This window comes from Myxococcus virescens, from assembly GCF_900101905.1.
In the GTDB taxonomy this organism is placed as follows: Bacteria; Myxococcota; Myxococcia; order Myxococcales; family Myxococcaceae; genus Myxococcus; species Myxococcus virescens.
The window spans coordinates 138,234-160,011 of the sequence record NZ_FNAJ01000014.1; the positions used below are offsets into that span (position 1 = coordinate 138,234).

At 69.4% G+C, this 21,778-nt stretch carries 19 protein-coding genes and 1 pseudogene; 10 read left to right on the forward strand and 10 right to left on the reverse strand.

Annotated features, from left to right (window positions below):
- Positions 1–66: 66 nt before the first annotated feature.
- Both BLU09_RS29875 and BLU09_RS29880 read right to left on the reverse strand, forming a co-directional pair.
- Positions 67–1,239: a winged helix DNA-binding domain-containing protein gene (locus BLU09_RS29875; RefSeq protein WP_244172127.1), complete on the reverse strand. Its 1,173-nt coding sequence runs from the start codon at positions 1,237–1,239 to the stop codon at positions 67–69.
- Positions 1,240–1,464: 225 nt separating this feature from the next.
- Positions 1,465–2,289 carry an SDR family oxidoreductase gene (locus BLU09_RS29880; protein WP_090493465.1) on the reverse strand — a complete coding sequence of 275 codons (825 nt, stop codon included), beginning with the start codon at positions 2,287–2,289 and terminating at the stop codon, positions 1,465–1,467.
- A gap of 48 nt (positions 2,290–2,337) precedes the next feature.
- Between BLU09_RS29880 and BLU09_RS29885 the strand changes: the two genes are divergently transcribed.
- The gene (locus tag BLU09_RS29885; protein WP_090493467.1) at positions 2,338–2,604 is read left to right on the forward strand and encodes a hypothetical protein; all 267 of its coding nucleotides are present in this window, start codon (positions 2,338–2,340) and stop codon (positions 2,602–2,604) included.
- Positions 2,605–2,726: 122 nt separating this feature from the next.
- Positions 2,727–4,436: a hypothetical protein gene (locus BLU09_RS29890; RefSeq protein ID WP_244172128.1), complete on the forward strand. Its 1,710-nt coding sequence runs from the start codon at positions 2,727–2,729 to the stop codon at positions 4,434–4,436.
- Positions 4,437–4,458: 22 nt separating this feature from the next.
- Here BLU09_RS29890 and BLU09_RS38930 read toward each other — a convergent pair whose 3' ends face one another.
- Genes BLU09_RS38930 through BLU09_RS29910 form a run of 5 tightly spaced genes read right to left on the reverse strand, consistent with a single transcriptional unit; the run spans position 4,459 to position 7,525 of the window.
- Entirely contained in the window at positions 4,459–4,626 is a 168-nt protein-coding gene (locus BLU09_RS38930) for a VOC family protein (RefSeq protein ID WP_167371187.1), read from the reverse strand.
- A complete protein-coding gene (locus BLU09_RS29895) occupies positions 4,619–4,993 on the reverse strand; it encodes an ArsR/SmtB family transcription factor (RefSeq protein WP_090493473.1) in 375 nt (124 codons plus the stop codon). The genes BLU09_RS38930 and BLU09_RS29895 overlap by 8 nt, the downstream gene beginning before the upstream one ends.
- 18 nt (positions 4,994–5,011) lie before the next feature.
- Positions 5,012–6,175 (reverse strand): S1 family peptidase, encoded by a 1,164-nt coding sequence (locus tag BLU09_RS29900; protein ID WP_244172129.1) that lies wholly within the window; start codon positions 6,173–6,175, stop codon positions 5,012–5,014.
- Positions 6,176–6,191: 16 nt separating this feature from the next.
- Positions 6,192–6,794 (reverse strand): toxin-antitoxin system YwqK family antitoxin, encoded by a 603-nt coding sequence (locus tag BLU09_RS29905; RefSeq protein WP_090493475.1) that lies wholly within the window; start codon positions 6,792–6,794, stop codon positions 6,192–6,194.
- Positions 6,785–7,525, reverse strand: coding sequence for a hypothetical protein (locus BLU09_RS29910; protein WP_090493478.1), 741 nt, complete (start codon positions 7,523–7,525; stop codon positions 6,785–6,787). The genes BLU09_RS29905 and BLU09_RS29910 overlap by 10 nt, the downstream gene beginning before the upstream one ends.
- 150 nt (positions 7,526–7,675) lie before the next feature.
- On the opposite strand from BLU09_RS29910, the gene BLU09_RS29915 reads away from it, so the two are divergent.
- Together BLU09_RS29915 and ileS are read left to right on the forward strand one after the other, a co-directional pair.
- On the forward strand, positions 7,676–7,957 hold the full coding sequence (locus BLU09_RS29915) for a hypothetical protein (protein WP_090493480.1): 282 nt from the start codon (positions 7,676–7,678) through the stop codon (positions 7,955–7,957).
- A gap of 54 nt (positions 7,958–8,011) precedes the next feature.
- Complete coding sequence (gene ileS, locus BLU09_RS29920) at positions 8,012–11,755, forward strand: isoleucine--tRNA ligase (protein ID WP_090493482.1); 3,744 nt, start codon at positions 8,012–8,014, stop codon at positions 11,753–11,755.
- A 371-nt stretch (positions 11,756–12,126) separates the two neighbouring features.
- On the opposite strand, the pseudogene BLU09_RS29925 reads toward ileS, so the two are convergent.
- A pseudogene (locus BLU09_RS29925) lies at positions 12,127–12,603 on the reverse strand (SDR family oxidoreductase); the annotation flags it as partial.
- Positions 12,604–12,767: 164 nt separating this feature from the next.
- On the opposite strand from BLU09_RS29925, the gene BLU09_RS29930 reads away from it, so the two are divergent.
- The 5 genes from BLU09_RS29930 to BLU09_RS29950 all read left to right on the forward strand — a co-directional run bounded on the left by BLU09_RS29930 (position 12,768) and on the right by BLU09_RS29950 (position 16,760).
- Complete coding sequence (locus BLU09_RS29930) at positions 12,768–14,141, forward strand: ATP-binding protein (protein ID WP_090493485.1); 1,374 nt, start codon at positions 12,768–12,770, stop codon at positions 14,139–14,141.
- On the forward strand, positions 14,128–14,679 hold the full coding sequence (locus tag BLU09_RS29935; RefSeq protein WP_090493487.1) for a response regulator transcription factor: 552 nt from the start codon (positions 14,128–14,130) through the stop codon (positions 14,677–14,679). Before BLU09_RS29930 ends, BLU09_RS29935 begins: the two co-directional genes overlap by 14 nt.
- A gap of 73 nt (positions 14,680–14,752) precedes the next feature.
- Entirely contained in the window at positions 14,753–15,799 is a 1,047-nt protein-coding gene (locus tag BLU09_RS29940) for a hypothetical protein (RefSeq protein ID WP_279627379.1), read from the forward strand.
- Between the two features lie 5 nt (positions 15,800–15,804).
- Positions 15,805–16,272, forward strand: coding sequence for a hypothetical protein (locus tag BLU09_RS29945; RefSeq protein ID WP_143043221.1), 468 nt, complete (start codon positions 15,805–15,807; stop codon positions 16,270–16,272).
- A gap of 26 nt (positions 16,273–16,298) precedes the next feature.
- Positions 16,299–16,760, forward strand: coding sequence for a hypothetical protein (locus BLU09_RS29950; protein WP_244172131.1), 462 nt, complete (start codon positions 16,299–16,301; stop codon positions 16,758–16,760).
- 58 nt (positions 16,761–16,818) lie between these two features.
- On the opposite strand, the gene BLU09_RS29955 is transcribed toward BLU09_RS29950, so the two are convergent.
- The gene (locus BLU09_RS29955; protein WP_090493492.1) at positions 16,819–17,064 is read right to left on the reverse strand and encodes a hypothetical protein; all 246 of its coding nucleotides are present in this window, start codon (positions 17,062–17,064) and stop codon (positions 16,819–16,821) included.
- A gap of 199 nt (positions 17,065–17,263) precedes the next feature.
- Positions 17,264–19,870, reverse strand: a complete 2,607-nt coding sequence (locus BLU09_RS29960) for an MXAN_6230/SCO0854 family RING domain-containing protein (protein WP_090493494.1) — start codon at positions 19,868–19,870, stop codon at positions 17,264–17,266.
- A 300-nt stretch (positions 19,871–20,170) separates the two neighbouring features.
- Here BLU09_RS29960 and BLU09_RS29965 point away from each other — a divergent pair, with 300 nt between their 5' ends.
- Positions 20,171–21,778 carry a right-handed parallel beta-helix repeat-containing protein gene (locus BLU09_RS29965; RefSeq protein WP_090493496.1) on the forward strand — a complete coding sequence of 536 codons (1,608 nt, stop codon included), beginning with the start codon at positions 20,171–20,173 and terminating at the stop codon, positions 21,776–21,778.

Consider the following 21,778-nt stretch of genomic DNA (forward strand, 5'->3'; position numbering starts at 1 on the left):
CGACGGCGCTCCAGCCCGGCCCGGCTGGAGCGCCGCCTCCCCGCACCGGCTCGACATGGCGCGGGCTCACCCCACCCGCTCGAAGCGAATGTCGGCGTGCTGGACATCCGCGGCGGCGAAGGCGAGCAGCCGCCCGCCCTCGTCGGTCAGCGCGGCGCGGTCCTCACGCGACAGCCGCGCGAAGGGCGTGATGCACAAGGTCGCGGTGCCGCGCGCACGTTCAATGCGCCAGGTTCCTCGAACGAAGCCATCCACGAGGAGGGTGGCGCGCACGATGCCGTTGAGGGTGAAGACGCGCTTGCGGGCGGCATCGGAGATGATGCGCGTGCGGTCCGCGTGGGCCAGCAGCACGCTGTCGAATTCGGACAGGAAGCGGACGGGCGCGGGCGTGTCCGGGTCGGGCCTCCGGGCATTCGGGATGTCGAACAGCTCGACGCCGTGCTCGTCACGATAGGCGCGCAGCTCAGGCCGCAACCGCTCCAGGACAGCGCCCATGCGTGACAGGCCCGACCAGGCCTGCAGGTCCCTGGCGCTCGCGGGGCCAAACGCGGCGAGGTAGCGCATCACCAGCGCGTCTGGCGGCGCGGCGGGCTCGAAGCGCTGGCCGAGCCAGGACTCGGCGGTGGCGTACACCATCCGCTCGCCATGGCCCCACGTTCCACAGGGTGGCACCACAACGAGCGGCTCCAGGCTCGAGAAACCCAGGCTCAGGGCGCTCGCATCATGGCCGGGCCACTTCTCCTGAAGCCGCCGGCCCAGCTCGCCCCGGGGACTGGGACGTGCCTCCAGCAGCGCCCGTCCCTCCGCCACCAGCGCCTGGACCTCCACACCCGCCAGCTGCTTGCCATGGGAGGCGTGCTTCAGCCCCCTGTCCAGCGCGGGTTGCAGCACGGGGCGCAGCGCGAGGCAGTCACGCGCGGTCACCAGGTGCAACGTCCCGCGCATCATCCCGGCGCGCACCACCTGGCGCTCAATCACGAGCCGGGTCAGCGCCTCTTGCTGAAAGCCGTTCAGCCGCGTCCACAATGCGCCGTAGGGAGGATGGGTGGCCTGGGCTTGAAGCCCCACCAGATGCTCCAGCGCCTCCATCACGCCCGCCCGGGAGCGCTGCAACAGCCACTGCCGCTGGAGCAGGGCCCGGTTGAGGGCCCGCTGCCCCAGGACCTGGGCCGGCAGCCGCCGCCGCGAGGAGGCGCGGACAGGCGGCGCGCTTCCTGATTCCTTCGTGGGTGAAGGCACTGGGCTCAGCCCCCCTCCCCTCTGTGCCTTGCTGGAGCGTCCACGTTTGACACCCGCGGGGACGAGCATCGGCAACATCATCAAGAAGGGAATCATGTCGGGTGGCACCTGGGGTGGGATGCGAACGCCCCTGGGTCGGAAGAACCCAAGGGGCTTCGTAGACGCCATCCTGCGACCCGCCCCTGACAGTCCTATGTCAGGAATGTACGACCCACCGGGCCCGGCTCAGCGCCGCGACATGCCGTGGAGCGCCATCACGAGGTGCTCGAAGGTGCGCCCGGGCAGCAGGCGCTTCGACACCAGGCCGACGCGCTGCGACAAGTGACCCACGGAGTAACGCACGTCCACGCGCTGCCGCTCCACCAGGGCCAGGAGCTTCCGGGCGACCTGCTCGGGAGGAACGCCCGCGCCTTCTCCTGACTCCACCAGGTTCATGACGCGCTCGAAGGCCTCCTGGTAGGCGGACCCGGGACCGGACTGCCGGGCGCGCTGCCGGTACTCGCGCACGCGCGTGAGGACATCCCCGGGCTGCAGCAGCGTGGCCTCGATGCCGAAGGCGGCGACTTCCTGCCGGAGGCTCTCCGTCATTCCCTCCAGGGCGAACTTGCTGGCGCTGTAGAGCCCCTGGAAGGGAAGCCCGGCGGCGCCGCCCATGGAGCTCATGTTGACGATGAGGCCCGACCGCTGCGCGCGCATCGTGGGGAGCACCGCCCGGCAGACGCGCAGCACGCCGAAGAAGTTGGTGTCCATCTGCCGCTGGGCTTCTTCGACGGACACGTCCTCCACGGCGCCGGCCATCACGAAGCCCGCGCAGTTCACCACCACGTCGAGCCGGCCCTCGGCCGCGAGCACCGACGCCACCGCGCGCTGAACGGAATCCTCATCCGTGACGTCCAACACGGCCATCCGGTGGTGGGCACCATCCGCGCGGGGATGGCGGCTGGTACCATGGACGGCGTGGCCATGTGCCCCCAGGAGCTCCGCGCAGGCCTGACCGATGCCAGAGGATGCGCCAGTGATGAGGACCACCTTGCGTCGCGACTTGCTCATGCGTGTTCCTGCCCAGGCTCGTGACGAGCATCAACGTGGGAGCGCATAGTGAACCTCATCGAGCCCTGTGTGCTGGCGGGCGCGGTGGTGGGCACCCTCACCGGCGCCGTCCTGGGATTTCCCCATGGCCTGCTGTGGGGACTGGGCGGCATGGCGGCCGGCTTGGTCGGCGGCGTGCTCGTGCTGCCCTTCGTCATCCTCTTCCTCGTCATGGCCGGAATGGCGCTGTTCTTCTGGCCGCGCCACCTGCTCAGGCGGCTCCGGGGCACGCAACCCGGGGCGGATGACGCGCCGCGAGGACACGGCGAACACTGAGGCGTCTGTCTTTACGAATCGCCGAGTCCTCGCTTAAGAGGCCGGCTCATATGATTTCCACAGACAGTGTGCATTTCCGCCGTCGAGGTTCCTCCAATGTCATGGGCTTCCCATCGCCGCGCGTGAAATCGCTCCTGGCGTTGATGCTCCTGTGCCTGGCCCCCGTCACCTGGGGCTGTGGTGGTTCGGAGCCGTCGCCCTCCCCCAGACCCGATGCGGGCACCCAGCGGCCGGACGCGGGGGTATCGACGAACGACGCGGGCACCGATGCCGGGACGGAGGACCCCGACGCGGGAGAGCCGCCTCCGGCCTTCACGCTTCAGCAATCACCCGAACTGTCACTCCGATTCCGTCTGGACCGCGCCACCGAGAGTTGGCCGGTGGTCGTCCTCCGCGAGCCGACGTTCACTGACGCCGTCTCCATCTCCGTGGAAGGGCTCCCCGAGCACGTGAGCGCGTCCAGCACCGTCGTGGCCGAGGGAGAAATCTATGGCACGCTCGAGTTCAGCGTCACGGAGTTCGCCTCCTACGGCATCGTGCCCGTGACGTTGGTCGCACGCGCCGGCGAGGTCCGCGTCGAGCAGACGCAGCTCCTCAACATCCAGCCCAGCCCGGCGGCACTGGACACCTCCTTCGGCAACAGGGGCGTGGCGGCGCCAGCCTTCGGCCACCCGGCGGTGCGCATCCATGCCGTGGCACCGCAGCCCGACGGCAAGTGGATTCTCGCGGGCGCCACGGGCTCCACGGGCCTGCGCGACGTCCTGGTAGCGCGCCTGCTTGCGAACGGGACGCTGGACCCTGACTTCGGCACCCAGGGCACGGTGACGCTGGATGTCTGCGGAGGCGATGACTACGTGGACGCCGTCACCGTGCTGTCCGATGGGCGCATCCTGGTCGCGGGAGGCGCCATCTCGGGCCCCGGGGACTGCTCGGGGAGGCAGCATCAGAGCCTGCTCTTCGCCAGGTACACCCCCGCGGGCACCCTGGACACCACGTTAGGCGGCACGGGCGTGCGCACCTTCCAGCTTTCCGAGGGCAACGCCACGCTGCATGCCGTCACGGTGGACTCCCAGGGGCGTATCGTCGGGGCGGGCACGGCGCAGCACGATGACCTGGACTTCGTCATCATGCGCTTGACGCCCACCGGCGCCGCGGACACGACCTTCAGCTCGGATGGTCTGGCCTGGGAAGACCTGGGCGAGGACGAGGACGGGCTGGGCGTCGTCACCCAGGCGGATGACCGCATCGTGGTGGTGGGAACCACGCTCGCCAGCACCAGTGGCATGACCCTGCGTCGCTACAACGTCAACGGGACGGTCGACCGGACCTTCAGCTACGACGGCCAGGCGCCGGGGATCCGCACCATCAAGCCCCGGACCTTGCACCTGCTGGCCGGAGACGCGTTGCTGGTCGGTGGCACCGCGCAGTTCTCCTCGGGCACCACCGCCTACACCTCCGCCTCGGTGACCCGGCTCCATTCGGACGGGAAGCGTGACGTGGCGTTCGGCATCGAGGGCACCAGCACCGGCCGGTGGTCGGCGCCGGACAACCCGGTGGAGAGACTGGTCGGCGCCGGCATCCTTCCGGGGGGCGAGCTGGTCCTGGCGGCGGCGAGCACCATCGACGGTGTCACGGATGGCATTGGGCTCATCCACCTGTCCGCGGACGGGAAGACCGCCCTGCGCGCCCATCGCACCAACCTGCCGGGGACCGAGGCCGCGCTCACCGCCGCGCTCCATTCCGATGGCTCGATGTGCGTGGCGGGCCTCCGCGCCGACCAAGGCACGTCCACCTCGGCGCCCTTCGCGGCACGCTTCTGGCCCTACGAATGAGCGGAACCGCAGCCCTGGGGACCTATGTATCGGTGGCGGCGAGCTCCGGATGGCACGGCACCTCCCAGAGGTGCCCCTCCGGGCCCTTGAAGTAGCCGAAGTCTCCCCAGGGTTGCTCGCTGACGTCCACCTCCTTGCGGGTGGACGTCGCATGCGACAGGACGGCCGGACGCATCCGGACCTCACTCATGTCGCGCGCCCTTCCTGGCGCCGCCGCGCTCGGGCTTGCGGAGCTCCCGCTCCAGGGCATCCAGCCGGTCATTCCAGAAGCGCTCGTAGAAACGCAGCCAGTCAGCCGCTCCGGCCAGCGGCGCCGGCGCGAGACTGCACCGATGCGTGCGCCCCTCCACCGACCTGTTCACCAACCCCGCACGCTCCAGCGTCTTGACGTGCTTGGAAGCGCCCGCGAAGGACATGCTGAACGGCGCCGCCAGTTCGCCAATGCTCCTCGGTCCCGAGGACAGGCTGCGCAGCATCTCCCGCCGCGTCGGGTCGGAAAGCGCGTGGAAGACCGCGTCGAGCTGCTCGGAACGTTGCTGAACCATGGGGGTGACCATAACGACCTCCGCCCCAAATTAAACCACCCAGTTAAACAACATGCCAGAGGGGTGGGCAGGCGGACGGCAGAAGGCGCTCGCGGACGACCCGCCCTTCGCGCGACGGCCGCGTCCCCAGGACCAGGCCAGAAGCACCAGCGGAACCAGGCCGGGGTTTCCGCCCCCTGCCGCCGCGCACCCACCCTGCGCTGTTGCATCCCGCGGCTCGGAGCAGGGCAGCCACAGCCGGCACGCCGAGCCCGCCTTCACACACGGATGCGCCCCCTGCGCGCCGGTGCAGGCAGGCCCGAAGTGGCCCGCCTCGAGCCCCGCCACCGCGCAACTCCGAGTACCGTCCGCCCGCGCGACACACGCCATGCCCACGGGGCAGTCCGCATGCGCACGGCACCCCTGCGCGCAGGCGTCCACGTCCGGGTCCACCGGCGTCCGGACGGGCGCGCCTCGTGAGGCGTCCTCGATGGCGTTCTGGATGAAGTCCGCGTGCACGTCGACGCGGCTGTTGGTCCCCGTGGTGCAGGTGAGGTCACCAAACGAAGTCACACCGACCAGGCGCTCGATGCCGTCCTGTTCGATGAACACCGGGCCACCGCTGTCCCCGCCGCACGACATCGCTGGCGCCGCTTCGATGGAGAACGCGTCCGCTTCCACCGACGTGATTCGGGACAGGCCGCCACGGCGCAGGCCCGAGCCGCCCTCCCCGTCCACGCCAAAGCCCACCACCCGCGCCAACCGCCCCACGCCGTCAGCGGGAAACGCCCTCGCCGCCCAGGCCAGCGGAGCGACCGGCGCATCGCTGGCGAGAATCAACACGCCCAGGTCACTCACGCCCGGACGCCACGCGGGATGGAGCCGGCCCTCCACCACGCGGATGCGCTGCACGGCGGAGGCACGGGCTGTCTCCGCGGCGAACACCACCGAGAACACCCGCGGAGCATCCGCGTTCTCCACGCAGTGCGCCGCCGTCAGCACCACCCGAGGCGCCACCAGCGTGCCCGTGCAGAGCACGCGAGCCGCCTCGTCAGGCTCCCCACAGAAGGGCGAGACGGGGACGATGGCGGCCACCGCGGGGAAGCCCGGCTCGGGCGCTCCGCCCACCACGGCCCGCCGCGCCGGGGTGAGCGTCTCCGGGGAGACGGGGACGACAGAAGAACCGCACGCGCCCGCGGCCAGCAGGAGTCCCACGGCGGCGGACGTGACGTCACTCGCTGTCGAAGTCGCCCTGCGGAACGTCCGTGGCGACGCCCGCGACGTCCCAGTACTTCCACTCACCCGTCTTCTCCCCCTTCTCGTACTGGCCTTGCACGGCCAGCGCGCCACTGGGGTGCCACTCCGAATAAGCGCCCTGCGAGCGATGCCCCGCCAGCGTCCCTTCCGCCCACTTCGAGCCGTCCGAGCGCCAAGCGGTCCACTTCACCGGGCCGGAGCCGGGTGAATGGAGCTCCTCGCGGTTCTTCTGGCCCTCCTCGTAATAGAGGGTCCACAGGCCCTGCTTGAGCCCGCCACGGTATTCCCCCTCGTACTGCTTCACACCGTCCTCGAAGTAGCTGACCCAGCGGCCCTCCATCTTCCCGTCGACGTAGGTGCCCTCCGTCTTCAGCTTCCCGGTGGCGTGCCACTCCGCCCAACGGCCGTGCTTCTTCCCGTCGGGCCGGGCACACCACTGGAGGACGCCGTCGGGCGGCGCGCGCCCCTGGAGCCGCGCGCCATCGGGACAAGGCGAGGAAGCCCGGTTGCAGCCCAGGGCCATCCCCGCGACGAGCACCAGCACCGCACCTGTCAGCACGCGCTCCTTCAACTGCACGAACCCACGCCGCTGCAGCTGCAGTTGTTGCGCGCGAACGAGTAGTCATCCGACGCCGCCGCGAAGCTGCCCAGGCCGTAGTCGTGCTTGGCGCAGTCCTGCGTGTAGGCCGTGCTGCCCACGCAACGCGGCAGGCTGGTGACGCCGCAGCCCTGCCCGCAACGGCCCTTGCAGCCGTTGCCCGAGCCGCCGGTGCAGCCGCAGCCCATGCCCGCCGTGCGGTAGTAGCCGGAGCCGATGTACTGCCGGCCGCAGGAGCAGGAGATGTGCGTCCAGCCGCGCTCGGACACGTACTCGTACGCCGTGAGGGCCTCTCCCACGGGGACAATCTGCATGAAGCTCGTCTGGCGCTCGGCGGCGTCCTCGACGCGGGTGCGGCCCTCTTCGGGAAGCTCGCGGGCAAGCCCCTCCATCAGCGACGCGAGCAGGTGCGAATGGGCCGCGTCGAGCGGGCTGCCCGACGGCATGAACTGGCCTACGCCCTGATTGAAGTCGATGTGGAACCCGATGACGGGGTCGCCAAAGTCGTACGTCACCTCGACGACATTGGCCTGCGTCTCCACCGCGAGCATCCGCACCACGGCGCCCCCGGAGCCGTACGTGGCCTCCAGCGTCGTCGCGTCGTGCTGGAGGACCTTGAAGCCCTCCTGCTCGACGGGCTGTTCGGGCGGCGCACCGGAACAGCCCACCACGACCGCCAGCGACACGGCACAGAGCAGCAGCCTTTTCATGTCTCTCTCGATTCCAAGGGCGTGAAATTCTCAGTACACGAGAATCTAGAAACATGCGCACATGGTCGTCAACGTGCTTACCCTGAAATCAATACCATCCCGGCTTAGGCTCGGCACCCCGGCGACGGACGCCGGTCTCAGGAGAGTCCCATGCCCCAGAATCGCGCAACCCTGATGTGCATTGCCGCCCTGCTGATGGCTGGCTGTGGTGGAGCCATGGACGAAGCCACGGCGGAGCCTTCCACGACGGAGTCCGCGTCCCAGGCGCTCTACCCGGAGTATGACCCGGACATCCACTGCCTGGTCTCGTCCCAGTACGTGTCCTGCGGCAGCGGTCCGACGATGTACGCCTACTACAGCCCGGACTGGGGCTACTACATCAACCGCGACGTCTGTGGGCGCAACGGGCCGGTCATCTGTCCGCTGTACTGATTCACAGGACGGGCATCCATCCCTGGCGCGGGCGGTGCTATCAAGCACCGCACCATGCCTGAAACGCCCCCTTCCCTGTTCGATGCGGTGCCCGCGGAGATGGACTTTCCTTCCGACGAGCGCCGCATCCAGGCCTTCTGGAAGGACCGCCGCATCTTCGAGCGCTCGCTCGAAACGCGTGAGGATGCCCCCAGCTTCGTCTTCTACGAGGGCCCGCCGACCGCCAACGGCCTGCCGCACAACGGCCACGTCCTCACGCGCGTCATCAAGGACCTGTTCCCCCGCTACAAGACGATGACGGGCCACTACGTCCCCCGCAAGGCCGGCTGGGACACCCACGGCCTGCCCGTGGAGGTGGAGGTCGAGAAGGAACTGCGCATCCACGGCAAGGCGGAGATTGAACGCTACGGCGTGGAGCCCTTCACCGAGCGCTGCATCGAATCCGTCTTCCGCTACACCTCCGAGTGGGAACGGCTCACCGAGCGCATCGGCTTCTGGGTGGACCTGAACCAAGCCTACGTCACCTATCACCGTCCGTTCGTGGAGAGCGTGTGGTGGGCGCTGGCGGAGCTGCACCGCAAGGGCCTGCTGTACCAGGGCCACAAGGTGGTGTGGTGGTGGCCGCAGGGCGGCACCGCGCTGAGCGCCGCGGAGGTGGGCCTGGGCTACAAGACGGTGGACGACCCGAGCGTCTACGTCACCTTCCCGCTGCGCGACACGCCGGACACCGCGCTGGTGGTGTGGACGACCACGCCCTGGACGCTGCCGTCCAACATGTACGCGGCCGTCAACCCGGGCGTGGACTACGTCACCGTGGACGCGGGCGAGCGCAAGCTCATCGTCGCCGCGGCGCTGCGCGAGGCGCTGGCGAAGAAGCTCAAGATGGACTTGCCGGTGCTCGCCACGCAGAAGGGCAGCGACCTGGTGGGCCAGCGCTACCAGCCGCCCTTCGACCTCTACCACCAGCGCGCGGGCGACACGCGGCTGCCGCTGAAGGACGGCGGTGAGGACGCGCAGGCCTGGCGCGTGCTGGGCGCGGACTTCGTGACGCTCGACAGCGGCACGGGCATCGTCCACATCGCCCCGGCTTTTGGCGAGGACGACTACGAGGCCTTCCGCAAGGACAAGGCCCGCTTCGCCCAGCCGGAAGTGCTGGAGCTGTTCTGCGCGGTGAAGCCGGACGGCACCTTCTCCGACGACGTGCCGCTCGTCGCGGGGCGCTTCGTGAAGGAGGCGGACAAGGACATCCAGCGCCACCTGAAGGAGCGCGGGCTGGTCCTCTTCACGGAGCAGTACAAGCACGAGTACCCCTTCTGCTGGCGCGCGGACGACGACCCGCTCATCCAGTTCGCCCGGCCCGCCTGGTACATCCGCACCACGTCCGTGAAGGACGAGGCGATTGCCAACAACCGCGCCGTCAACTGGGTGCCCGAGCACATCAAGGAAGGCCGCTTCGGCGACTTCCTGGCCAACAACGTGGACTGGGCCCTGTCGCGCGAGCGCTACTGGGGCACGCCGCTGCCGCTCTGGGTGCACTCGGAGACGGGTGAGGTGGAGGCCATTCCCTCGCTCCAGGCGCTGCGCGAGAAGCCGGGCAACAACGTGGCCGCGGTGGAGGCGGAGCTGAATGCCTTCCTCGCGGGCAAGCCCCACGAGGCCAACGCGAGGCACCTCATCGTCCACAAGCCGTGGATCGACAAGGTGACGTTCGAGAAGCCCGGCACCCCGGGGCGCTTCCAGCGCGTGCCCGAGGTCGTCGACGTGTGGTTCGACTCCGGTTGCATGCCCTTCGCGCAGTGGGGCTTCCCGCACGCGCCGGGCTCGCGGGAGATCTTCAACCGCGCCTTCCCCGCGGACTTCATCTCCGAGGCCATCGACCAGACGCGTGGCTGGTTCTACTCACTGCTGATGGTGAGCACGCTCCTCTTCGACGAGGAGACGCAGGCGCGCATGGGCCTGTCACCCCAGCGCGGCTGGCCGCAGCCGTACAAGAGCTGCATCGTGCTGGGCCACGTCTCCGACAAGGAGGGCCGCAAGGAGTCCAAGTCCAAGGGCAACTACACGCCGCCGGAAATCATCCTGGACGAAGTGCGCATGGACTTCGCCGTCCTCACGGCCACGGAGGCCGGCGTTCCAGGTGAGCCGGGCGTGGCGCTCATCGCTCGCGAGGACCTGGAGGGCCTGGACATCCAGGAGGGCGCCAAGGTGCAGCTCTTCCGGCCAGACCGTCCGGACGTGGTCATCACGGCAACGGTGAAGGCGCACAAGAAGCTCAAGCGCCGCGTGCTGCTGCTGGCGCCCGCTGACCTGCAGACGCTGGACGTGGCGCCCTCCGCGCGGGGCGCCAGTGTCATGCCGGTGGAGGTGCCCCGGTTGGCGCCTTCCGAGCGCGTGGTGCTGAAGGACCCCGCCGCCAAGGCGCCGGGCGCGGACGCGTTCCGCTGGTTCTTCTACGCGGCGAGCCCCACCTGGTCGAACACGCGGCACTCGCTGAGCAACGTGCGGCTGTTGCAGAAGGACTTCCAGGTCAAGCTGCGCAACGTCTACTCGTTCTTCACCATCTACGCGAACATCGACGGCTTCAACCCCGCAGCCGGCAACACGGACGCGACCGACTCGCCGTGGGAAGCCATCCGCCGCAGCCAGGGCTGGCGCGAGGTGAAGGCGCGGCCGGTGCTGGACCGCTGGATTCTGTCCGAGGTCCACCTCACCCTGCGCGACGTCACCCGCGCGCTGGACACCTACCAGGTCTACGACGCGGCCCAGCGGATGGTGGCGCTGGTGGACGCGCTGTCCAACTGGTACCTGCGCCGCAGCCGGTCGCGCTTCTGGGCGCCGGGCTTCGAACAGGACAAGCAGGACGCGTACTTCACGCTCTACGAGGCGCTCACCACCATTGCCTCGCTGTCCGCGCCCTTCATCCCCTTCTTCGCCGACGAGATGTGGGGCAACCTGGTGCGCAAGCCCTGGCCCACCACGCAGCCGGAGAGCGTCCACCTGGCGCGCTTCCCCTCCGTGGATGCGTCCCTCATCGACGAGGGGCTCGCGGCGGAGATGGGCGCTGTGCGGGATTTGGTCTCCCTGGGCCTCAAGGTGCGCACGGACAATCGCCTCAAGGTGCGCCAGCCGCTGTCGCGCGCGGACGTCATCCTGGCGCGCAAGGAGCTGACGGACCGCGTGGCGGCGTACCGCGACCTCATCGCGGACGAGCTGAACGTCCACGAGGTGCGCTTCGTGGAGCCGGGCAGCCCGGAGGCGGACGTGGTGCGCTTCCGCGTCCGGCCCAACCTGCGCGCGGTGGGCGGACGGCTGGGCCCCAAGCTGGCCCCGGTGCGCAAGGCCTTCGACACGGGTGACGGCGCCGCGCTGCACCGCGAGCTGCTCCAGACGGGCCGCGTGGCCATGACGGTGGCCGGCGAGGACCTGGTCTTCACCGCCGAGGAGTTGGAGACGCTGGTGGAGGCCAACCCCGGCTACGCCGCCGCGGGCATGGGCGTGGGCGTGGTGGTGCTCCACACCGAGCTGACCGAGTCCCTGGTGGATGAGGGCCTGGTGCGCGAGCTGCTCGCCCGCGTGCAGGGCGCGCGCAAGGACATGGAGCTGGGCTACACCGACCGCATCCAGCTCTGGGTGGACGGCGACGCGCGCGTGAAGCGCGTGACGGACGAAGCGCGGGAGCTGATCGCGCGGGAGACGCTGGCCTCCAGCATCCTCGTGGGCCCCGAGGGCCTCACCGGCAAGGAAGAAGAAGCCAGCATCAACGGCCTGCCCGCGCGCATCCGCGTGGAACGGGCCTGAGCCGCGAAAAAACACGGGCTGCCTCATCCCCGCGATGAGGCAGCCCGCAAGTCACGGCACCCCGGCGCTGCCCTTCCCACGTGAAAAAGGGCCGTGCCAGCCTTCACTCAGCTCACAGTGAAGGTCGTGTCGTTCCGGTACAGCAACGTCTGGGGCCCGTTGGAAGCGATGGCGCAGAACAGCGTTCCCGTTGCCAGCTTCATGACGTCATTCCCCAGCCCCGAACATTTCGACATTTACCGCTTTTACTCGATTATTAAAACGTAAGACAGGCTGTCAATCAAGACCCAGCCCCTGTCCGCCACGGCGCCCAGATTCGCTTCTTCCAGGACGGAGCCACGCGAAGCCCCGTCCCGCGGTGTCACCCTCCATCAGGACTGAGCGGTGGGACGGACGATGATTTCGTTCACGTCCACGTCGTCGGGCTGCTCGATGGCGAAGGCGATGCTCCGCGCAATGGCCTCGGGCGGAATCGCCACCCGCCGGTATTCGCGCATGCCCGCGCGCGCGACCGGGTCGGAGATGGAGTCGGCGAGCTCGGACGTCGTCACGCCCGGTGAAATGACGGTGACCCGGATGTCACCGCCGACCTCCTGCCGCAGCCCCTCGGAGATGGCGATGACGGCGTACTTCGTCGCGCAATACACGGCGGCCGTGGGCACCACCAGGTGGCCACCAATAGAGGAGAGATTGATGAACTGGCCGGAGCGCTGCGCCTGCATGATGGGCAGCCCGGCGGCGATGCCGTGCAGGACGCCACGGATGTTGACGTCAATCATCCGGTCCCACTCCTCGACCTTGAGCGCCTCCAACTTCGACAGGGGCATCACGCCCGCGTTGTTGATGAGGCCCCCTCGCAATGCAGCCGGGAGTACAGCCGGCTGCTTGGCGCGCCGCCCTCGCGAAACATCGGCCGGCTGCGGAGCACGCTCCAGGGCCAGGCACCGGTCCGGCAGGCCAATGCGTCAACTTGACGCACACGCCACTGCCATCGCCGGGATATGACGTGCGGGTGTCCACCGCGCCGACTCACCCCGAGGCGCCGTCGCCTGACGTCCTGTCCTCGCCCCCGCGCTCCGCCTTCCGACGCTCCACCGGGGACATGGCGGCGCGGCTGTCCTCCAGCGACATCGCGCTCGGGTGGCTGGTCCGCCTGCGCTGGCACGCCGTCGCCGGCCAGGCGCTGACCGTGGGCGTCGCCGTCCGGGTGCTGGAGTTGAAGCTGCCCGTGGCGCCCCTGCTGGCCCTGGTGGCCACGACGGCGGTGTCCAACCTGCTCCTCGCGCTCTGGCTCCGTCGCGAGCCCGAGGTCCGTCCCGGCCTGCTGGGCGCCGTGCTCGCGTTCGACACCGCGTTGCTGACGGGGCTGCTCGCGCTGTCCGGTGGCCCGGCCAACCCGTTCGCCATGCTGTATCTCGTCCATGTGACGCTGGCGGCCATCGTGCTGGGCCCCCGTTGGACGGCGCTCATCGCGATGCTGTCGGTGCTGGGCTCGACCAGCCTCTTCGCCTGCCACGTCCCACTGCCCGACACGGTGAACCCGCCGGGCAGCCACGGCCTGGACTCGCTCCACGTCGTGGGCATGTGGGTCGCCTTCACGCTGACGGCGCTCATCATCGGCTTCGTCGTCGCCCGCGTGGCCGCCGCGCTGAGAGACCGGCATGCCGCGCTGGCGCGCACGCAGCGGCTGGCGGCGCGCGCGGAGAAGCTGGCGTCGCTGTCCACGCTGGCGGCCGGCGCGGCACACGAGCTGGGCACGCCGCTGGGCACCATCGCCATCGCGGCCAACGAACTGGACGCGCTCATCCTGGAGGCGCCCCAGGAGGCGCTGGAGGACGCCCGCCTCATCCGGGACGAGGTGGAGCGCTGCCGGGACATCCTGGAGCGCATGAGCGCCCGCGCAGGACAGACGCTGGGCGAGGTCCCCGAACGGACGACGCCGAGCGACGTGCTCGCCCGCCTCCGGGAACAACTGGGCACCGCCGACCAGGCGCGCCTCCAACTCGAGCCCGGCCCGGACGTGCCCTTCTGGTGCCCCGTGCGAGGACTGGTGCAGGTTCTGACGAACCTGGTGCGCAACGGGCTGCATGCCAGCGAGGCCACCGGAGCGAACGTCGTGGTGTCCGCGCACCGCGAGGAAGACCGCCTGCGCTTCATCGTGGAGGACCAGGGCACCGGCATCCCACGCGCGCTGCTGCCCCGGCTGGGCGAGCCCTTCTTCACCACCAAGCCCGCGGGCCAGGGCATGGGGCTGGGCCTGTTCCTCACCCAGACGTACGCCGAGCTGTGTGGAGGCCGCCTGGAGCTCAGCTCCGAGGAGGGACAGGGGACGCGCGTGACGCTGGAGCTGCCCTTGAGGAAGGAGTCGTCCGATGCCCCCAGGTGAAGCCCCCGCCACGGTGCTCGTCACCGACGACGACGAGCGGTTCCGAGAGCGGCTGGTGCGCGCCTTCGTACGGCACGGCTTCCAGGCCCATGGCGCGGCCAGCGCGCAAGCGGCGCTCGAGGCCGCGCGGACGTTGCGTCCGGGTTACGCCGTCGTCGACCTGCGCCTGCCCGACGGTTCCGGCCTGGAGTTGGTGCGCGAGCTGAAGGCCCTGGACGCGAGCACCACCGTCGTGGTGCTGACGGGCTATGGCAGCATCGCCACGGCGGTGGAGGCCGTCCGGCGAGGCGCCACGCACTACCTGGCCAAGCCCGCGGACGTGGACGACATCCTGCTGGCCTTCGCCGGCGCCACCCTCCCCTCCGGGCAGGAGGCCGCGCTCACCCACGAGGTGCCCTCCCTGGCGCGCGCGGAGTGGGAGCACATCCAGCGCGTGCTCGCCGACTGTGGGGGCAACATCTCCCAGGCCGCCCGGTTGCTGCGCATCCAGCGGCGGAGCCTGCAACGCAAGCTGTCCAAGTACCCCGTTCCCAAGTGAGCCCGGGGTGCGTCAGCAAGACGCACGAAACGCGGCGCCCGAGCCGGTAGGGTGGAAGGTGTCAGGAGGCCCGATGTCCCCGCCACGCGCGAGTGCGCTGCTGCTCACCCTCATGGTGTCCGCCGGAGGCTGTACCAAGACGCCCACCGAGGAGGGCGTGAAGGAAGCCAACGGCAGCATCCAGTGCCAGACGCTCCAGCACCTGGCCTGCACGGGGCTCTACGGCGAGGGCGGCGCCGGGTGGGCGACCCGGGCGATTCCCCCCGAGGTGCGCCCCTACGAGCCCGGCCTCCAGCTCTGGAGCGACGGCCTGGACAAGGCGCGCTTCATCTACCTGCCGCCCGGCACGAAGGTGGACACGTCCAAGAGCGACGAGTGGCGCTTCCCCGTGGGCACGAAGCTCTGGAAGGAGTTCAGTTGGAAGGGGCGGCCCATCGAGACGCGCTTCCTCTGGAAGCGCCCGGACGGGAGCTGGCTGCGGACCACCTACCGCTGGAGCGACGACGGGAAGACGGCGCTCGAGTTGACCAGCGGCGAGAAGGACGTGCCCGGCACGGAGGGCTACGAAATCCCCAGCCAGCAGGATTGCCAGTCCTGCCACCGAGGGCGCGGCGACGAGGTGCTCGGCTTCGAGGCCGTCGCGCTGGCCCACGACGGCGCGCGCGGCCTCACGCTGGCGAAGCTGGTGGAGGAGGGACGCCTGAGCCACCCGCCCGCGCAAGTGCCCCGCATTCCTGGCACGCCGGTGGAGCAGGCCGCCCTGGGCTACCTGCACATGAACTGCGGCGTGTCGTGCCACAGCGGCAACCGGATGGCGCTGGGCAACAGCTCCGGCCTGCACCTGCGCCTGGAAGCGGGCGAGCTCGGCTCCGTGCAGGAGACGGACACCTGGCGCACGTCCGTGAATGTGAAGGCGCTCATCCAGACGTCGGGCATGTTCGGGAAGAGCTCGCAGCGCGTCGCGCCGGGTGACGTCCAGCACAGCTCGCTGCTCTACCGGATGGGCCAGCGCGGGGACTTCATGCAAATGCCCCCCCTGGGCACTCGCGTGGTGGATGAACAGGGCCGGGCGCTCATCCAGCGCTGGATTGAAGCGATGCCCACGAAGAAGGGGGGGTAGGCGCCATGCTCTACTCAGTGGTGTTGCTCCTCCACTCCTGGCTGCGCTGGGCGGTGGTGGTGCTGGGAGTGCTCGCGCTCGCGAGGGCACTGATGGGCTGGGCGCGAGCCCGTGACTGGACGCCCGGCGACCGGCGGCTCCAGGTCTTCTTCGTCTCCGCCTTCGATACCCAGATGCTTCTGGGGATGACGCTCTACTTCGCGCTCAGCCCCGTCACGCCCCGGAGCCTGGACGCGCTGCGGATGAGCATGTCCATCGGCCACCTGCGCTTCTTCAGCCTGGAGCACCCACTGCTGATGCTCCTGGCCCTCACCGCCGCGCACGCCACCTCCGCGATGACGCGGCGGGAGGCGCCCGCTCAATCCAAGCACCGCACCTGGGCGGTGGGGCTCCTGCTGGCCATGCTGTTCGTCGCACTGGCCATTCCCTGGCCCGGCTTGTCCCACGGACGGCCCCTGCTCCGGGGCTTCTAGCCAGACAATCCGTTAGAGTGCCGCGCATGCGCGGACACAGAAACTGGGCAGGCACGTCAGTGATTGCGGTGACGCTTTGGCTCGCTTGCGGCGTGGCGATGAGCGGCTGTGGAAGAGGCAAGGAGCGCGCTGCGCTCGCCACGAAGCTGGAGCAGCGCATCCGCTCCGCCGCGAAGACAGGAGAGGCCTTCCACCTGTCGGAGGTGACGGACTTCGACTGGGACACCCTCCACGTCTTCACGCCCTATGTGGTCGCGGAGGAAGTCCGCCAATCGCTTGGCAACGACTGGTCCGGCGCGAGAGACATCTATGAATCGGAATGCCTGCTCGTCTTCGTGAAGGAAGGACGGGTCGTCATGGACCTCGAATACCCTCGGATGAAGGGGGACTTCTCGGCCATGAAGAAGTACCGCTTCTCGCGCGACGAGGCCCGGTTCGCCGCGCCCAAGGACGGCCGTCCCCTGACGCACGCCGTGGATTCGCCCTGAGCCACCGCGCGCAGCGGCGTGCCTCGGCCCGTGAGGAGAGGCACGCCCGCGGGCACCGCTAGGCTTTCACCCATTTGTCTTGAAGCACGTCCCAGCGCATCTCCTTGCCCTTGAGCGGCTCGGCCTGATTGCTCGCGAAGCTGCCCGTCTCTTGCACGTTCGTACAGCCAATGCTCTTCAGGTAGGCGACACAGTCCTTGGTGAACTGATTGGCCTGGTCGTGGTTGTGGGCACCCATGGCGCCATACATCTTCGAGCTGCCAGGACCGTCGTAAGTGAAGTTCTGCACGTAATACAAAGGCATGTCAGTCGCTCCCCTGAAGGCGTTGGTTGCCTTCACGATTATCGCACTTTCCGTCCTTCCTGTGAAAGTGCGCCCGGAGCAATGTCTCGGAGGGAGGAACCCCGCACCCGACGCGTCAGGGCTCCCACCTCCACCACCCTGGAGGCTACTGCCGGGCGACGCGCTTCCGCCGAGGTGGCACGGGCGAACCTGGACCGGGCTATGCCTTCAGCGCGGACACCAAATCGCCCGCGGCCAGCCGTGAAACGGATTCCGCGGAGGTGTGGAGGAACCGCAGCGCATAGCCCTCGCTGCCGGCCGGGAGCGAGGGGCGGTCCGTCATCCCCGCGAAGAATGTGGGCGTTGAGCCAGGCGTGAAGCCGTGGGGGGTGGCATCCACTTCAAGGCCACGCAGCCTGCGCAGGAAGGCGGCGGTGTCCTCGTCCGAGCCCCGCGTCAGGACAGACACCGTGCCATCCCGGCGCCGGACCTGCACCGTGCGGCTGCGCGCGGCGGCGTGAAGGCAAGCCAGGTCCCAGAGCGTGGGGCGGGCGCCGGTTCCGAAGTAGGCCAGGGTGTCCTTTCCAAGGTTCGCGAGCTCGCCTCGCGAGCTGTGCACACTCTGGAAGCCATCCTCTGGAGGGACCTTCACATCCACCCAACGGAGCGTCTTCTCGACGAGGTCGATGACGAGCGGCACGGAGATCTTCCCGCTCCCCTGCAGGTCGAAGCGCTGCTCCACCGCGCGCGCATCGAAGTGGGGCCCGCCCTCCCCGTCCCGGACCATGAAGCCCGCGAACGCGTCCTCCATGCGATCGAACGAGACGCTGTTGTAGGAGAACACCACCGGGATGGCGTAGCGAACGCCCTGCGCCAGCAGCCTCGGAGCATGGACATCCAGGAACTCGGCGCCACCCGTCGGCAGGGGCCCGGAGGTGACATCCCCCGAATGCACCGCGGCGTCGTCCGCCAGCCGCAGGTTCGTGAAGTCACACACGTCCACCAACCACCAATCCTTGTCGTAGAAGGCCACCGACAAGTCCAGGTCCACCCGCGTCCCCTTGGGCTCCGTCCAGTGGACGAAGAAGCGCAAGGTCTTCCCTTCCGGCAGCGGCAGCAGGCTCCCACGCGGAACCGCCACCAACGCCCGGGAGGCCGTCTTCTCCGCCAGCGGAACCATCAGGTCGGCCAGGGCCTCGTCGAGCACCGCTTGAGGGAAGGCCGGCAGGGCCTCCGCCCGGCGCAGCAGCTCCCGCTCCAGCGGCGCCACCAGCTGGCCAATGGCGTCGCCAGGGAGCAAGGGGCGCCGGTCCTCCATGCCCCAGGCGTGGGTGGCCTCGCCCTTGGGAAAGAACACGCGTTTGGCGAACGGCTTGTGCCGCTGACGCAGGTGCGCCGCCACGGTGAGCAGCAGCCCAGGCGCGCCCCGAGGCAGCACCGCCTCGAGCACCGCGAGCAGCTCCGGGTCGAGCGCGGCGGAGCTCGACTGGGCCACCGACAGGCGGCTCACATGGTCCAACCGGCGCAGCAGCTCACCGGGTCGCTGCCGCAGCAGCCGCAGTGCGCCGCGGACATCGCTCGCGTCCAGCGCCGCTTCGACGTGTGAGGCAAAGGAGCGGAAGCCAACGCGGACGCCTCCGTCGGCCTCCAGCCTGTGAAAGGCCGCCGGATGCTCGCTGGCCAGACTCAGCACGGATGCTCCGAACGGTGTCTCCGGCACCAACACCGTCTCACGCAAGACAGCGAACGCGAGCGCGACCTTCGGATGGCGCTGCCACTCCTCGAAGACATGCAGGAGCTTCGCGTGGGCCTTCCACAAGCCGGGGTGGCGTCGGAGGTCCTCGGTGAGGTTCAGCACGGAGAAGCCTTCCAGCATCCGCAGGACGGCGCGCCGTACCGGACGCGGAGGGCTCTTCAGCGGAATCTTGACGGTGAGGTCGGGGTTGCCGCCCGCCCATGCGACGAGTATCCGGAGCACATCCGTGGCGGTCTTCACGTATGCCGCGGCGCTGGCCAGCACGTCTCCCGCCGTGCGGGCATCCTGAAGCAGCAGGCCCATGACCTGCGCCAGCGTCTCCTTCACCGGGATGCTCGGAGGGAGCCACCCCAGGATGCGCACCCCCGTGACGGAGACGAGCATCTTCAGCAACATCACCTCGGAGGGGTGCAGCACCGTGGACCGGGACACCAGGCGCCGCATGACCTCCCTCCCCGCGGCATCCGGGTCGGTCCCCAGGGACAACCGCGTCAGCCGGTTGGCGGCCAGTGCATACACGCGCTTGGCGGCCTCGAGCGCCGTGGGCTTGAGGAAGGGCTCGGACGGAGACAAGCGACGGTGACAGATGGGACACGCGCTGTAGTCGCTTCCGTCGTAGCACCGCTCGCAGACCAGGTGGGCGCACGGCGACAGCGCACGCACCGTGCCCTGCGCGCCGCAGTGGATGCACGGCTGTTCCGGCGACTGGAACAGCCAGCCCAGCATCCGCTGCACGTAAAACTGCCGGGTGTCGCGGGGCACGCTCTCGGGGAAGTTCCGGAACAACGGAACGAAGGGCCGGTTGGAGCCCCGAAGCGCCGCGCAGTTGTCGTAGATGAAGCGGCCGGAAGCCGCCATGACCTCGGTGGGCAGCGCGAGCAGCGCCTCCCGGAGCGCGCCGTCCAGCGTGTAGCCCACCCCCGCGAGGTCTGCCTCCAGGGCATCCATGCCCTGCTCCCGCTCCTGCGAGTCACCGCTGGGAGCAAGTCCTGAGGGGAGGAAGACAAGCCCCATGGTCCGGAGCAGCAGCGCGGCGGTACCGCCCATCACGTCGAGCGAAGGGGAGCCCATGGTGACTCCAGACGAGAGGAAAAAACGGGGCGGAGAGCGGATCCGCTACCTCAGGAGTGAGAAGGAAGCACACCCAGGGCCGCCCCGTGGGGAACCCTACCAGGGCCCGGCGGGGCGCCGCTACCGTTGCAGCACGCGGTTGTCCCCCCTATGCGGGCCTGCCCTCGCGACTCAGCGCGCCCGCCTGCCTGAGCCTGGCGAGCGCTCCGCCTACAAACTTCCCGGTGCGCTTCACCCGTGTCCTCGAGGAGCGTCAGCCCTCGTGGACCTGGACCGGGAGGAGCCGTCAGACTGCGAGACATGAACCTCTCGCGAGCCGCCCTTCTCGTCCTGCTCCAGCCGCTGGCCGTCCAGGCCGCGGAGTACCGCGTAGGCCCCGACCAGCAGTACACCCGCCTGGGTGACGTGCCCTGGGAGTCCCTCGAGCCCGGAGACACCGTCTTCGTCCACGCACGGCCCACGCCCTACGCGGAGAAGTGGGTCCTGGGCCGCAGGGGCACTGCCGCCGCGCCCATCACCGTGCGCGGCGTGAAGGACGCGCAGGGCAACCTGCCCGTCATCGTCGGCGAGAACGCCACCACGCGCTCGCAGCTCAACTATTGGGGTGAGGAGCGCGGCATCCTGAAGATTGGTGGCTCCAACCGGCCCGCGGACACGATGCCCGCGCACCTGGTGGTGGAGAACCTCCACCTGCGCCGGGCACGCGGCGCCTTCACCGGCCGCAATGGCGCGTCCACCTACCTGGACAACGCCGCCGCCATCTTCATCGAGAAGGGCGAACACATCACCATCCGGGGCTGCGTGCTCGAGGACAGCGGCAACGGCCTGTTCATCGCCAATCAGGCGTCGAATGTCACCGTCGAGCACAGCCACATCCTGGGCAACGGCAACACCGGCAGCATCCTCGAGCACAACGCGTACACCGAAGCGCTGGGCATCACCTACCAGTTCAACCGATTCGGTCCGCTCTGCACCGGCTGTCTGGGCAACAACCTGAAGGACCGCTCGGCGGGCAGTCTCATCCGGTACAACTGGATTGAGGGAGGTAACCGGCAGCTCGACCTGGTGGACTCGTCCAGCGGAACGCTGCGCGCGGCGCCGTCGTATGCGCGGACCTTCGTCTACGGCAACGTCTTGCTGGAGCCCGAGGGCGCGGGCAACCGGCAAATCGTCCACTTCGGTGGCGACTCCGGCAACACGGCCAACTACCGGGGCACGCTCTACTTCTTCCACAACACCGTGGTGTCCAGCCGCACGGACCGGACCACGTTGTTGCGGCTGTCGCACCAGAACCAGACGGCGCACGTGATGAACAACATGGTGCTGGTGGCCGCGGCCCATGGCAACACGCTGTCCCTCACGGACGAGGCGGGCACGCTCCGACATGGCGGCAACTGGTACAAGCCCGGCTACGTGAGCACCTTCGGCACGCTCACGGGCGCCGTGGTGGATGCGGGGGGGAATCTCACCGGAACCGACCCCGGGTTCATCAACCTCGCCGGACAGGACTTCCGCCTGGCCGCTGCCTCCACCCTGCGAAGTCAGGCGGTGGCGCTCCCCGCCGAGACCCGCAGCGAGCCCGTCACCTGGCAGTACGTGAAACACACCGCGGGTGAGCCGCGCGCCCAGGTGAGCCCGGCCCACATCGGCGCGTATGGGGATGCCTCCGAGCCAGGGACCGAGACACCGGACGCGGGCACGGGCACCGAGCCCGACGCGGGAACAGGCACGCCCACGGATGCGGGCACGGACACACCCATGGATGCGGGCACGACGCCGCAGCAGCCAGACGACACCGAGAATTCGGGTGGCTGCACAGCCGCTGGAGCCAGCTTCGCGGGCCCACTGGCGTTCGCGATTCTCGGCATCCTGGGACGCCGGAGGAGAAACCCGGCGCGAGGCCAGTAG